We start from the raw sequence: 13267 nt of genomic DNA, 5'->3' as shown, positions 1-13267 counted from the left end.
CCATCGCGCCAGACCATTGTGCTTTGGCCGAACCTGTTCGTAAGCTTTCCACATGGAAGGTATTGAAACGTTTCAATAACTTGCGGGGGAAGGGACACCCCTGTTCCGGCGCTGTGCGCTTACGAAGGGAATCTGAGCCGTGACCGAGGAGAACAGACGTGCGCTGAGCCGCCGACACGTGCTCGGCATCATGACGGCCGCGGCGGCCGGGGCCTCGCTCCCGCTCGCCGCAGCGCCCGACGCCGAGGCGGCGAGCACGGCGGCAGCGGACGGGCACCGCGCTGCACCGGCGGACCTGCAGGTCAACTCGCGGGTGGCCCCCTTGGGCACGGAGACCGCACCGGCGTTCAGCTGGGTGCCTCCGGTGGCCCGGCAGACGGCGTATGAGATCCAGGTCGGTTCCGGTCCGGGCAGGGCCGACGTCTGGCGCAGCGGCAAGGTGGCGAGTTCGAACAGCACCGAGGTGGCCTACAAGGGCGGGCCGCTGCACTCGGGGCGTGCCTACTCCTGGCGGGTGCGGACCTGGGACGAGACAGACGCACCCGGCCCCTGGAGCGCACCCGCGACGTGGGAGACCGGCCTGCTGAAGGGTGAGAAGGACTGGTCGGGTGCGCGGTGGATCGGTGGACGCGAGGCGCAGGACCACGACTGGAAGGACCTGACCGCGACCGTCGTCTTCCGCGGCGGCCCCGACACCGCCGGGGGGCTGTCCCTGCTGCTGCGCGCCGAACCGATCGGCAAGACCTGGGGCGAGGGCCTCAACTGGACCGTCAAGCAGGCGGGCGAGGAGATGCAGCTGGTCATGAAGACCAGTCACTACGCCGGCAACACCTGGGTGGACGACGGCACGTCCGAGCCCGACTGGGGCGTCGACTTCTACGACCCACAGAGCGAAACCAACCCCACCACCGCGGGCACCCGCAGCGTGCCGGTCGGCACGGTCACCCTCCCCGCCGCCGCCGGCCTGACCAAGGACACGTGGGCCACCCGCGACCACACCGTGCAGGTCGCGGCCGTCGGGCTCACCGTGACCACCACCGTCAACGGCGTCGAGGTCGACAGCCGTACGCTCACCGGCGACCAGATCCGCCGCCACGGCAGCTTCGGCTTCGCCGGCGGCACCTCCGCCACCGTCCGCAGCGTCAAGGTGACCGGCACCGGCGCCCGCGACTTCGCCGCCGACCTGACCACGGGCGGCAACCCGTTCGAGAACGGCATCGCCACCCTCGCCGGTCTGACCTTCCCGCCGAAGAACCCCTACATCCCGTCCAAGAACAGCGTGCTCCCGATCGCCAACCCGGCCCCGCTGCTGCGCCGCGCGTTCACCCTGCCCCGCGGGCGCCGCATCGCGAAAGCCCGCCTGCACCTGAGCGCCGCGGGCAACGTCACCTTCACCGTCAACGGCGCCCCGATCACCGTCGACGGCAAGCAGCCGAACCGCGGCCGGACCAACGTGCCCCGGCTGCTCACCGACCAGAGCACCTACGACCGCACCGTCCTGTACGACACCTTCGACGTCACCGAATTGCTGGAGGCCGGCGGGCGGAACGTGCTCGCCGCCGAACTGGGGCGCGGCTGGTACGGGGTGACGACCCCTCAGGAGTGGTACTGGCAGCTCGCCCCCTACGCCGGCCAGCCCCGCCTGCGCGCGAAGCTCGTCGTCACCCACACCGACGGCTCCGCCACCACGCTGATCACGGACAAGGACTGGCTCGGCGTGGACGGGCCCACGACGTTCGACTCCGTGTACTCGGGTGAGAAGTACGACGCCCGGCGTGCCGAGGAGTTGGGGGAGTGGCGCTCGGTCGGCTACCGCACCGGCCGCGAGTGGCGCCCGGCCACCGTACTGATACCACCGGGCAGTTGCTCGGGCCCTTCACCGAAGTACCACGGCGCGCTGCCCGCCACGATGATTCCCGACGGCTTCGAGCCCGCCGCCCTGCGCGCCCACGAGGCGGAGCCGGTGCTGGTCGGCCAGACGCTGCGCCCGGTCTCGATCACCGAGACGGCGCCCGGCTCGGGGACCTGGGTCCTGGACTACGGCCAGATCCTGACGGGCCTCGTCCGCCTGCAACTCACCGGCATACGCCCCGACAAGGAGGGCCTCACCCTCCGCATCCGCGGCGGCAACCGGATCGCCGCCGGTGACGGCTCGGCCGCCTCCCCGCTCTCCGTCGAGGAGGAGAACTTCCAGCACGACGCCAACCTCCAGACGCACTACTACACCCTCGGCAGACGGTCGACGCAGACCTGGCAACAGCAGTTCAGCCACTTCGGCTTCCGCTACCTGGAAGTGATGAACCTCGAGACGGCCCTCGGCCGAGCCCCGGACGTGGAACAGGACGCGGACGTCCTGACCGTCGACGTGGCCCGCACCGGCTTCGCCCGCACCGGCACCTTCACCACCGACAACGCCCTGCTCAACCGCCTTCAGCGCAACCTGGAATGGGCCGAGCGCAACAACCTCGTCCAGAAGCCCACCGACACCCCGTCCCGCGAGAAGAACGGCTGGACCGGCGACGCCATGGCCAGCTCCGAGTCGCAGTCCCTCACCTGGGACGTCAACGCGGTCCTCACCAACTACCTGCGCCACTTCCCCGACACCCAGATCTCCACCGGCCAACTGCCCATGTTCGTCCCCGTCGCCAAGGGCGGTTACGGCTACGACCACACCCCCGGCTGGAACGCCGCGTGGAAGGCGGTGCCGGCCTGGGACTCGGCGTTCTTCGTCATCCCGAGGGAGCTGTACACGTACTACGGCAACAGCAGCCTGTTCGCCGAGCTGTACGACCACCAGGACACGCTCCTGAAGTACTACGAGACCCTGTTCACCCCCGAGAACGACTACAAGTTCGAGGCCTCCCTCGGCGCCTACTCCGGCGCGGAGAGCCCCGGCAGCAATGCCGTCATCAGCCTCGCCTTCTACATCCACTTCTGCGACTACATGGACGAGGTGGGCCGCAGCCTCGGCCGCACCGAACGCGCCGCCCACTACGCGAAGTTGGCGCGCACCCTCCGCAAGGCGTTCATCGCGAACTACTGGGACGCTGCACAGGGCCACTTCACCCAGGGCAGCATCTCCAGCGAGAACGCCCTGGCGATCGCCTTCGACCTGGTCCCCGGCTCGGACCTGGGACCCGACGACCCCCGCCACCTGTCCGGCACGAAGACGCTCGCGGAGAACAAGAAGGTCCTCGCGAAGCTGCTCGCCGACCGCATCGTGGCCGCGGACCAGCACATCCAGAACGACATGTACGGCTCGCGCTACGAGTTCAACATCCTCAGCGAGTACGGCTATACGGATGTCGCGTTGAAGGCCGTCACCCGGACCGGCGTGCCCGGCTACGTCTACCAGATCGCCAAGGGCGCCACGTCCCTGTGGGAGCAGTGGACCGACCGCCTCTCGGTCGACCACCACTACCGCTCCAACGTGGCCACCTGGTTCTACCAGAGCCTGGCCGGCATCAAGCCGACCTCAACCGCCTACGAATCGCTGCGCATCCGCCCGTACATCCCCTCTGCCGCGGTCAACAGCCGAGTCCCGAAGAACACCGAGGACACCGACCTGGCGCCCGCGACCCTCGACCACGTCAGCGCTTCGATCGACACCGTGCGCGGAAGAGTGTCCTCGTCGTGGCACCGCCGCCCGGACGGCCGGATCGACCTCGCGGTCACCGTCCCGTACAACACCGAGGCCGAGATCTGGGTCCCGACCCAGGACCAGCCGGTCACCGCGCCACGGGGTGCCGCCTTCGTCCGGGACGACACCTCCGGCAGCGCGCCCTACAAGGTCTACCGGGCCCGGGCGGGCTCGTACCGCTTCAACGCGTGATCTGACAGGTTCCCTTCTGTGTGAGTCGCGCGGAAGGGAACCGGAAGCAAGGGTGTTCACCGCGCTGTTCCGATCGGCTCGGGATGGGCGTCCCGGACGTCCTGCCGACCGTGACGGCCGACCAGGTATGCGGCGATGGCGAGGAGTGCAGCAAGGGCGATGAGGCCGCAGACGGCACCCCAGCCGAACTGGACGTAGGCGCGGGTGCCGAGCCACGATCCGGCACTGCCGCCGAGGAACGTGCAGGTCATGTAGCCGGTGTTCAGACGGCTGCGGGCCTCGGGCCGCAGGGCGAAGATGCGGGCCTGGTTGGCGACCTGACCGCACTGCACCGCCACGTCCAGCAGGAGCAGGCCGGCGGCCAGCGCCACGAGGCCCGCCGCTCCGCCCATCGAGCCCGCGGTGAGCACCGCCGCCGCGGTGAGGGCGGCCAGGATGCACCACAGGTTCACCCGGTCGGCGCCGAGCCGGTCCACCCAGCGTCCGGCCGCGGGCGCGCAGAACACGCTGCCCGCCCCGACCAGGGCCAGCAGTCCCACCGCCTGGGTGCCCATGCCGTACCGGGGGCCGGTCACCAGAAGGGCCAGTGCGGTCCAGGCGGCACTGAACCCGCCGAAGACGGTGACCTGGAAGAGCACGGAGCGCTGCAGCTCCTTCTCGGTGCGCAGCATCCGCAGGGTGTCGGCGAGCAGGGTCGGATAGCGATCGTGCACGGCCGGGGCGTCGTTGGGCAGGGCGAGGCGGAGGACGACGGCGAGCAGCCCGGTCAGCACGGCGGCGACCAGGTACGGTGCACGCCAGCCCAGGTGCTCACCCAGTACGCCGCCGAAGGTGCGGGCCAGCAGGATGCCGCCGATGAGGCCGGCCTGCAGGGTGCCGATCACGCTGCCCCGTCGATCGGGCTCGACCAGACCGGCCGCCATGGGCAGCAGGAGTTGCGGGACCACCGTCGCGATGCCCACCACGGCCCCGGCCGCGAGCAGCGGGCCGGTGGCCGGGGCGAGACCGGCGACCAGGAGGGCGAGGCCGGTCGTGGCGAGCAGCCCGGTGATCAGCGGACGGCGGGGCAGACGGTCGCCGAGGGGCACCAGCAGGAAGATCCCGGCGGCGTAGCCGAGTTGTGTCACCGTGGCCACGATCGCCGCGGTGGCCGGGGCGACACCCAGGCCGTCGGCGATGAGCGGGGTGAGGGCCTGGGGGAAGTAGACGTTCGCGACGCCGACACCACAGGCCAGCGCCATCAGCAGGGGCAGCTTGCGGGACATCGTTCCTCTCCAACCGAACGAACTGGATGGTTCGATTACGAGGCTGGCATGTCGGCCTTGGATTGGTCAAACGAACCAGTTCGTTACCCTGGGACGCATGGCATACGACTCCACTGCGACCAAAGAACGCATCCTCGCGGCGGCGACGGCGGAGTACGCCGCGCATGGGGTCGCCGGTGCCCGGGTGGACCGTATCGCCGCCGAGGCCAAGGCCAACAAGCGTGCGATCTATGACTACTTCGGCGACAAGAACAAGCTCTTCGCCGTCGTCCTCGAACGCGTGCTGGCCGACCTTGCCGAGGCCGTCCCGCCGAGCGACGACCTGCCCGGCTACGCCGAGCGTCTCTTCGACTACCATCGCGCCCACCCCGAGGCCCTGCGCCTGGTCATGTGGGAGGCCCTGGAGATCGGTGACCAGCCCGTTGCCGCGGAAGAGGCCCGCACCCGCCACTACCAGGACAAGGTCGACGCCGCCGCGTCCGCCGGTCCTGGCGGTGACGCTCGCACGCGGGTGTTCTTCACCCTCGCTCTGGCCGGCTGGAGCATCGCCATGCCCCAGCTGCGGCGCATGGTCCTCGGCCCTGACTACAGCCTCGACGACCTCCGCGCGGACGTCGCCCGGGCCGTACAGACGCTGCCGACCGATGTCGCGCCTCCCGGCCCGGCACAGCAGCCGGGCGGCAGGACCGGTTCGTCTCGTCGGGTATGAAGGGGTGGATGGTGCGTTCCCCGGGCCCTCCCTTTGGAGCTCCACGCGAGGATCGTGCGGGCGGGTGCGGCAAGCTGCGCCCGTCTGCGTCTGCTTCTGCGTCCGACTGAGGCCGTCCGACTGACAGGTGACCCCAGGTAGGCGACGGGCTGCTGCTGAGGCGTTCCAGCACCATGGCCATGCCCTGCCCGCCTCCGACGCGCATGGTCTCCACGCACCACTGTGCGTCGCGCGTGCGCAGCCCGTTGATCAGGTTGGTCATGATGCGTGGGCCGGTCGCACCGAACGGATGCCCCAGTGCGATGGCCCCACCGTGCACGTTGAGCCTGTCCAGCGGGATGCGGACGAGGTATGCAGCGAGGGCGATGACGGCGCAGACGGCACCCTGGCCGAGCCGGATGTAGGAACGGGTGCCGAGCCACGATCCGGAGAACCGGCATGGCTGCAAGGTCTGCGCACACCGACAGGGGGCAGCGTACGGGACGCGCAGGTCGGTCTGTGCCGAGCGGCGGCCCTACGGTGCGTCCTGCGGGCCTGGCTCTGTCCGGCCGCCTGGTTCAGGTGGCCGGTTGCGACCGGTCGACTCGACGGCCGGCCCGGTACACCGCCCGGACGTCCCGTATCGCGGTGATGTCGTGCCCCGGGTTGGCGCGGCCAGTAGGTCGGCGTCGTATCCGGGTGCGAGCCGTCCCTTGCGGTGCCCCAGGCCGCAGGAGTCGGCCGCCGGTGAGGTCACGGAGGCGAGTGCGGCGGTGTTGGTGGTGACCCGCGAGGCGAAGTGGACGAGGTCCCTGGGCAGGACGTCGTGCGGCTTGAAGGGGCCGACCCCGGCGTCGGTGCAGCAGACGACGCGCACGCCGCGCGCGTGCATGGCCGCCATGTTCTGCCACATGGGTTCGAGAACCGCCAGCACCTCGGCGGGCATCCCGTCCATCGGTTCGACGACGGTACAGCCGACGAAGACGCCCGCCTCGGCCATGGCGTCGATGGTTCGCGGATCGGGGCGCACCCCGGAGCGGGTGATGAAGGTGCAGTGTTCGATCCCGTCCACGCCGGCCGTGACCGCGTCGGCGATTCCGGCCGCGCCGTCCAACGCCCGTACTCGGCGGCCGGATCGAGGAGGGGGGCGGTGGCTGGGCAGGGGCGGAGGCGAGGGGTCGGTCGCGTGCATGTGGGGGGCTCCAGTAGTGCGAGTTACGGGGTCAGACGGTCAGGGGGTGGTGATGCCGGCCAGGTCGAGGAGGAGGTCCTTGACGTCGGTCGCGTCGATCTGGTCGCGTGCGGGGCCGGGGCGCGAGCACAGCAGCACGGGGCTGTCCTGCAGGTCGTCCGGCAGCCTGCCGTGGCTGCCGCGGACGCCGGAGGGGTCCAGCGGGACGGTCTGAATGCGGTAGCGCAGACCGAGCTTCTTGCGGGCGACCTGGGCGGCGGCGCGCGCCTTCACGCCGGGCACGGTGGGGTCGTAGAGGAGCTCGGCGGGGTCGTAGCCGGGCTTACGGTGGATCTCGACCTGGCGGGCGAAGTCGGGGGCGCGGTCGTCGTCCAGCCAGTAGTAGTACGTGAACCAGGCGTCGGAGTCGGCCACGGCGACCAGCTCTCCCGAGCGTTCGTGGTCCAGCCCGTGGGCCGCCTTGCCTCCGGCGTCCAACACCTGGTCCACGCCCGGGAGTTCGGCGATGACCTTGGCAACCGCGTCCGTGTCGGCGGGATCGCGGACGTAGACGTGGGCGATCTGATGGTCGGCAACGGCGAAGGCGCGGGAGGTCCACGGGTCGAGGTACTCCATGCCGTCCTGCGTGTGGACCTCGAGCAGTCCGGCGCGGCGCAGGGCGCGGTTGATGTCGACCGGGCGGGAGGCGGGTGCGATGCCGTACTCGCTGAGGATCACGACCGTGGCGTCCTCGCGCCGGAAGTGGTCGAGGAGGGGGCGCAGGGCGTCGTCGAGCCGGCGGGCCTCGCGGGCGGACTGCGGGGAGTCCGGGCCGGAGCGCTGGGGTTCGTAGTCCAGGTGCGGTACGTAGACCAGGGTCAGGTCGGGGTGGTGCTCGTCGAAGATCTGGCGGGCGGCGGCGAGGATCCACTGGCTGGAGGGCATGCCCGCATTGGGACCCCAGTAGGTGAACAGGGGGAACGGGCCGAGCCGGTCGGTGAGTTCGTCGTGGAGGGACGGTGGCCACGTGTAGCAGTCGGGTTCCTTGCGACCGTCGGAGTAGTAGATCGGGCGCGGGGTGACGGTGAGGTCGACGTCGGCGCCCATGGCGTACCACCAGCAGACGTTGGCGACCTTGAAGCCTGGCCTGCTCCTGCGGGCGGTGTGCCACAGCTTCTCACCGCCGACCAGGGCGTTGTGCTGGCGCCACAGGAGGACCTCGCCCAGGTCGCGGAAGTACCAGCCGTTGCCCACGACGCCGTGCTCGGAGGGCGGTGCACCGGTCAGGAGGGTGGACTGTACGGAGCAGGTCACGGCGGGCAGCACGGTGTTCAGGCGGGCCTGGAAGCCCTGTCCGGCGACCGCCGAGACGGCGGGCATGTGGCGGAGCATGCGGGGGGTGAGGCCGACGATGTCGAGGACGACCAGTCTTGTCATGAGACGGGTTCCGTTCGTGAGTGGGGTTTGAGGCCGAGTTCCTCGAACCGGTCGCGGGTCCAGGCCAGTTCGGCGGCCAGGCCCGCGACGAGGCCCTCGCGATCGTGCGGCCGCAGTTGTTCGGGCAGGACGGACCAGGTGTAGGTCTCGACCTCGATGTGGTCGCAGAGTGCCTGCGGGCCGCCGAGCAACTCGCCCAGTACGGTGGTCAGTTCGGGTGCGGTGGTGCGCAGGGGAGGGTCGGGCTCGGCGTGCAGCGGTGCGTGGAAGTGCACCCGCCAGGGGGAGCCCGCGTCCAGTCCTCCGGCCAGCGCGTCCGGGAGGTCGTCCACGCCGATGATCTCGCCGTCGTGCGCCGTCCTGGTCTGGTGCAGGAAGCGGGGTTCGGCGAACCGGGCGAGCGCGCGGCGCGCCTTCGGGTCGGCGGGGTCGTCGGCCTGGAGGGCGCTGGAGGCCTGCACCTTGACGACCGGAAGGCCGACGTCCGTGAGGCGGCGCAGTGCCGCGGCCGGTTCCTCGAACTGCACGGCGAGATGGCAGGTGTCCAGGCAGATCCCGAGCCGCTCGGGGTCCACTCCCTCGAGTTCCCGCACTGCCTGGACGGTGTTTTCGACCACGCAACCGGGTTCGGGTTCGAAGCCGACCCTGATCGTACGGCCCGTCTCGCGCTCCAAGTCGGCGAGTTCTACGGCGAGTTGGTCCAAGGCCCGGCGGGCGACGTCACGTTGGGCGGTCGGCCAGGGTGCCCGCCAGGCCAGCGGCAGGGTCGAGACGCTGCCGCGCCGGGCGTCGTCCGGCAGCAGACCCGCCAGCACCCGGGCGCAGTCGAGGGTGTAGCGCAGCCGGGCGGGGTCGGTCCAGTCGGGCAGGTAGACGTCCTTCTTGACCACCTCGCGGTGGAATCCGCCGTAGGGGAAGGCGTTGAGGGTGACGGTCTCCAGGCCGCGTGCGGTCAGTTCGGTGCGCAGGCGGTGTACGGCATCGGGCCGGGCGCAGAGTTCGGTGACCACGTCGCGGGCGAGCCACAGGCCGATGCCGAGCAGGTCGGCGCCGAGCGATTCGCGTACGGGCTGGGCGTAGGCGGCGAGTTGGGCGACCACTCCGTCGAGGTCCTCTGCCTGGTGGACGTTGCTGCAGTAGGCGAGGTGGACGGTCGTACCGTCGGGGTGTCGGAAGCGCACCGCGGGATCACTCCCCGCCGCGTTTGATGGAGTTGCCCTCGTAGAGCGTGGTGTCGTCCGCCTTGACGTCCTCGAGGTCGAGTCGGCCGCTCTGGCCGTAGAAGTCCACGGGGTTGCGCCACATGACCTGGTCGACGGTGTCGTCGTCGAAACCGGCGGCAAGCATCGCGTCCGCGGTCTTTCGAGTCTTCAGGGGGTCGCTACGGCCCCAGTCCGCGGCCGAGTTGACGAGTTTCCGCTCGGTGCCGTGTTCCTGGAGGATGCGCACCATGCGGTCCTCGCTCATCTTGGTGTCCGGGTAGATGGAGAAGCCCATCCAGCAGCCGCTGTCGGCGACCATGGCGACGGTGAGTTCGGTGAGGTGGTCGACGAGGACGCGCTCGGGCGGGATGCCGGACTCGCGGACCACGTCGAGGGTGCGGCGGGTGCCGACCGCCTTGTCGCGGTGCGGGGTGTGGACCAGCACCGGCAGCTCGTGCTCGACGGCGAGTTCGAGCTGGCGGGCCAGCGCCTCGTCCTCCTCGGGGGTCATGGAGTCGTAGCCGATCTCACCGACGGCCACCACCCGGTCCTTGGCGAGGTAGCGCGGCAGCACGTCCAACACCCCTGTGCAGCGCGGGTCGTTGGCCTCCTTGGGGTTGAGGGCGATGGTGCAGCGGTGCTGGATGCCGAACTGGGCGGCGCGGTAGGGCTCCCAGCCGAGCAGCGCGTCGAAGTAGTCGGTGAAGCAGTCCACCGAGGTGCGCGGCTGGCCGAGCCAGAACGACGGCTCCACCACGGCCCGGACGCCGGCTGCGTACATCGCCTCGTAGTCGTCGGTGGTGCGGGAAGTCATGTGGATGTGGGGGTCGAAGATGCGCATCATGCTGCTCCTGCGGGCGCGGTGGAGATGAAGACGGCGAGGGCCCGGACGGCCGCGGCGCGGCGGTCGGGCACGGGTGAGTGGGCTTCGGCGGGCAGGCCGGACGCCTCCAGCGTGCCGGGGTGGGCGCGTACGACGGGCCATACGTCGGTGGGTACGTCACGACCGGCGGCGACCCGCTCATGGGCGAAGTCGGCCAGCATCCGGGCGAGTTCACGGTCCGCGCGCTCCTCGAGGCCCGCGACCCGGTCCAGCGGGATGCCGCTGAAGACGCACTTCAGTACGGCGTGCCGGTAGCCGTCGTAGTCCAGGTGGCGTGCGGCGTACGGGCCGAGGGCCGCCTCGATCAGGTCCGTGTCGTTGCCCCGCAACGCGGCGCGCACCAACGGCAGCCCGAGGTCGCCGAAGGAGGCATCGGCATCCTCCAGCAGGGCCAACGAGCACAGCACCGCCCGCTGTTCGCCGGCGTCGCCGAACCGGTGGAGGGCGGTCACCTCCTCGGCGAGTGCGGCTCCGCGCAGCGGCAGGGCGGCCAGCAGCCGGACACGGGCGGCGTCCGCCACCGTCCAGCCGGCGGCGAGCGGTCCGCGCCCGCAGCGCCGGCCGACGGCCGGGAAGAGAGAGCGCACGGCTGCCGGGTCCTTTTCGACGCGGGCGACGGCCTCCGTCAGCCAGCGCTGCGCGTCGGCGGTGAGCTGTCGGTTGAGGGCGGTGGAGATGTGCGGATCCACGGCACATACCTCCTGATGGGATGGATGTACGACAACAGCCGTACTGAATGGGAAGTTGACGGTGGCGATGAAGGGCCGAAGGCTCAGAACGGCTCGGCGGCCTTGAGGAACTCCAGGGAGCGGTGGGCGACTTCGGGGGCGTTCAGGGACGCGCCCTGGATCTCCACCGAGACCGGCCCCTGATAGCCGGAGGCCTTCAGCGCGGCCAGGACGGGCGGGAAGTCGATCTCGCCCGTGCCGAGTTCGAGGTGTTCGTGCACACCGCGCCGCATGTCCTCGATCTGCACGTTCACCAGGTGCGGTGCCGTCAGGGCAATGCAGTCGAGCAGGGGCAGGTCGTCGACGCAGTGGGCGTGGCCGATGTCGAGTGTGATGCCGAACAGGTCGGGGTCGCCGAGCCGGTGGCGCAGCTCCAGCACTCGTTGCACGGTGTCGACGAACATGTACGGTTCCGGCTCGAACCCCAGGGCCACACCGTGTTGTTGGGCAAGAGGCAGGACCTCTTCGCAGCCCGCGGCCAGCCGTTTCCAGGCCTCCTCCTCGGGCACGCCCTCGGGCGCCGGGCCGCTGCACAGGTGGACGGCCGGGGCGCCCAGGTCGGCCGCGATGCGCACGGCGCGCACCAGCAGGTCGACGCGCCGCTCGGTGCCGTCGGCGGACATCAGGGTGGGGAGGTGCTTGTGCCATGGGTCCAGCAGATACGGCGCCCCGGTCTCCACCATGACCGCGAGACCGAGCCGGTCCAACCGCCGGGCCAGGTGGGCGACTTGGGCGGGCAGGTCGGCGGCCAAGGGGTCGAGATGGCCGTGGTCGAGGGTCAGGCCGACCGAGTCGTAGCCGAGGTCGGCGAGCACGGACAGTACGTCGTCGAGCCGGTGGTGGGCGAAGCCGTTGGTGCCGAAGCCGTAGCGAAGTCGGCCTGCGGGCGGGGGTATCGGGGTCATGTGGGCGACACTTTCCGGGCGAGTCTGCGCGCCAGCGGGTGCGCCACGGCCAGGGCCCCGGCCAGGCCGGCCGCTCCGCCGCCCGCGGTGAGCGCCGCCTGCAGGGGCATCAGCGACAGGATGCCGGTCCCGACGGCCGTGCGGACGTTCGCCGCGGAGGGCTCCCGCGCCGCGCGTGCCTGGGCCGTGCCGTAGGAGGCGAGATAGCCGAGCGCACCGGCCGCCGCGCCGATCCGGGCCGTTCTGCTACGGCGCCGTAGACCTGGAAGTGCCGCTGCGGCCACGGCGGTTGCGGTGCTGCCGGCCAGGGTGGCGGCGGGCAGTGTGCGGGGTGCCCCGGAGATCTCGTGGCGGCTGAGTGCTGTGACGGTGTAGGTGTGCGCGCCGGTCAGCAGGGCGGCCGGCAGGGCGGAGGTCCTGCGTCCGGGCTCCGCTCCGGCCAGCACGTTCAGCGCGCGTGCGCCCGCCATGGCGGCGGGGCCGGCGGGGGTGGATTTCAGTCGGAGGTCGTACGCCCAGACCAGTCCGGTCAGCGGAAGTGCAACGCCGAGCGCCCGGCGCCCGCCGGCCAGGGCCGAGAGGCCGAGACCCGCGGCGGTCAGTCCGCAGGCGGTGGCCAGCGCGGTGCGGCGGGCAACTCGACCGGAGGGTATGGGTCGCTCGGGCCGCTCCACCGCGTCCACGGTCGCGTCCGCGTAGTCGTTGAGCGCCATGCCCGCCCAGTAGAGGGCGACCGACGAGGCCATCGTGGCGAGGATGCGGGGCCGCGGTGTCCCGGCGCTCGCGACGGCTCCGGCGAGGACGTCGCCGGGGACGCTGAGGGCTGCGGGCAGGCGGAGCAGGTTCGCCAGATCGGCGAGGCGGGGGGACGAACTGGAGTCGTTCGGGCCGTGCATGATCGGACCCTACGCCCAACTGCTTGAATTTTTAGACATCTTACGGCCCTCATTTGCGTGAAGAAGCTGTGCGTGCGACCCGCCGAACACGACCGCCGGGTGTACGCACCGCCACGCCCGTTTCACCCCCGCCGTCCTCCGACTTTCCCGCTCAAGTCGGTGTGTCCGGTGGCCAGTTGCGCGGGAACGGTACGCGCAGGGTTTCCGCCGTGACCGGTGTGTGCTCGGCGGTTGCGTGCAGGCGGCCGTTGCGCTGGGCG

The 13267-nt window shown here is 70.9% G+C and carries 10 protein-coding genes and 1 pseudogene; 2 read left to right on the top strand and 9 right to left on the bottom strand.

The window, feature by feature from the left end; translation table 11 throughout:
* The first annotated feature begins 139 nt into the window (after nucleotides 1-139).
* The gene (locus ACFY1L_RS53995) at nucleotides 140-3832 is read left to right on the top strand and encodes a family 78 glycoside hydrolase catalytic domain (RefSeq protein ID WP_388842940.1); all 3693 of its coding nucleotides are present in this window, start codon (nucleotides 140-142) and stop codon (nucleotides 3830-3832) included.
* 56 nt (nucleotides 3833-3888) lie between these two features.
* On the opposite strand, the gene ACFY1L_RS53990 is transcribed toward ACFY1L_RS53995, so the two are convergent.
* Nucleotides 3889-5097: an MFS transporter gene (locus ACFY1L_RS53990; RefSeq protein WP_388842939.1), complete on the bottom strand. Its 1209-nt coding sequence runs from the start codon at nucleotides 5095-5097 to the stop codon at nucleotides 3889-3891.
* Between the two features lie 97 nt (nucleotides 5098-5194).
* Here ACFY1L_RS53990 and ACFY1L_RS53985 point away from each other — a divergent pair, with 97 nt between their 5' ends.
* A complete protein-coding gene (locus ACFY1L_RS53985) occupies nucleotides 5195-5806 on the top strand; it encodes a TetR family transcriptional regulator (protein WP_388842938.1) in 612 nt (203 codons plus the stop codon).
* 154 nt (nucleotides 5807-5960) lie between these two features.
* On the opposite strand, the pseudogene ACFY1L_RS53980 reads toward ACFY1L_RS53985, so the two are convergent.
* From ACFY1L_RS53980 to ACFY1L_RS53945, 8 genes and pseudogenes are all read right to left on the bottom strand, one after another.
* Nucleotides 5961-6254, bottom strand: a pseudogene (locus ACFY1L_RS53980) (acetyl-CoA C-acyltransferase); the annotation flags it as partial.
* 66 nt (nucleotides 6255-6320) lie between these two features.
* On the bottom strand, nucleotides 6321-6977 hold the full coding sequence (locus tag ACFY1L_RS53975) for an amidohydrolase family protein (RefSeq protein ID WP_388842937.1): 657 nt from the start codon (nucleotides 6975-6977) through the stop codon (nucleotides 6321-6323).
* Between the two features lie 39 nt (nucleotides 6978-7016).
* Complete coding sequence (locus ACFY1L_RS53970; protein ID WP_388842936.1) at nucleotides 7017-8393, bottom strand: alkaline phosphatase family protein; 1377 nt, start codon at nucleotides 8391-8393, stop codon at nucleotides 7017-7019.
* On the bottom strand, nucleotides 8390-9574 hold the full coding sequence (gene eboE, locus ACFY1L_RS53965; RefSeq protein WP_388842935.1) for a metabolite traffic protein EboE: 1185 nt from the start codon (nucleotides 9572-9574) through the stop codon (nucleotides 8390-8392). The genes ACFY1L_RS53970 and eboE overlap by 4 nt, the downstream gene beginning before the upstream one ends.
* 7 nt (nucleotides 9575-9581) lie before the next feature.
* On the bottom strand, nucleotides 9582-10436 hold the full coding sequence (locus tag ACFY1L_RS53960; protein WP_388842971.1) for a TatD family hydrolase: 855 nt from the start codon (nucleotides 10434-10436) through the stop codon (nucleotides 9582-9584).
* Nucleotides 10436-11167, bottom strand: a complete 732-nt coding sequence (locus ACFY1L_RS53955) for an EboA domain-containing protein (RefSeq protein WP_388842934.1) — start codon at nucleotides 11165-11167, stop codon at nucleotides 10436-10438. The genes ACFY1L_RS53960 and ACFY1L_RS53955 overlap by 1 nt, the downstream gene beginning before the upstream one ends.
* 83 nt (nucleotides 11168-11250) lie before the next feature.
* The gene (locus ACFY1L_RS53950) at nucleotides 11251-12111 is read right to left on the bottom strand and encodes a sugar phosphate isomerase/epimerase family protein (protein WP_388842933.1); all 861 of its coding nucleotides are present in this window, start codon (nucleotides 12109-12111) and stop codon (nucleotides 11251-11253) included.
* The gene (locus tag ACFY1L_RS53945; protein ID WP_388842932.1) at nucleotides 12108-13007 is read right to left on the bottom strand and encodes an SCO3242 family prenyltransferase; all 900 of its coding nucleotides are present in this window, start codon (nucleotides 13005-13007) and stop codon (nucleotides 12108-12110) included. The genes ACFY1L_RS53950 and ACFY1L_RS53945 overlap by 4 nt, the downstream gene beginning before the upstream one ends.
* Between the last annotated feature and the right edge of the window lie 260 nt (nucleotides 13008-13267).

The sequence above is a fragment of the Streptomyces sp. NPDC001663 genome, from assembly GCF_042893105.1.
Lineage (GTDB): Bacteria > Actinomycetota > Actinomycetes > Streptomycetales > Streptomycetaceae > Streptomyces.
The sequence above is the reverse complement of the archived record's forward strand: the minus strand, read 5'-3'. Positions and strand labels throughout refer to the sequence as shown.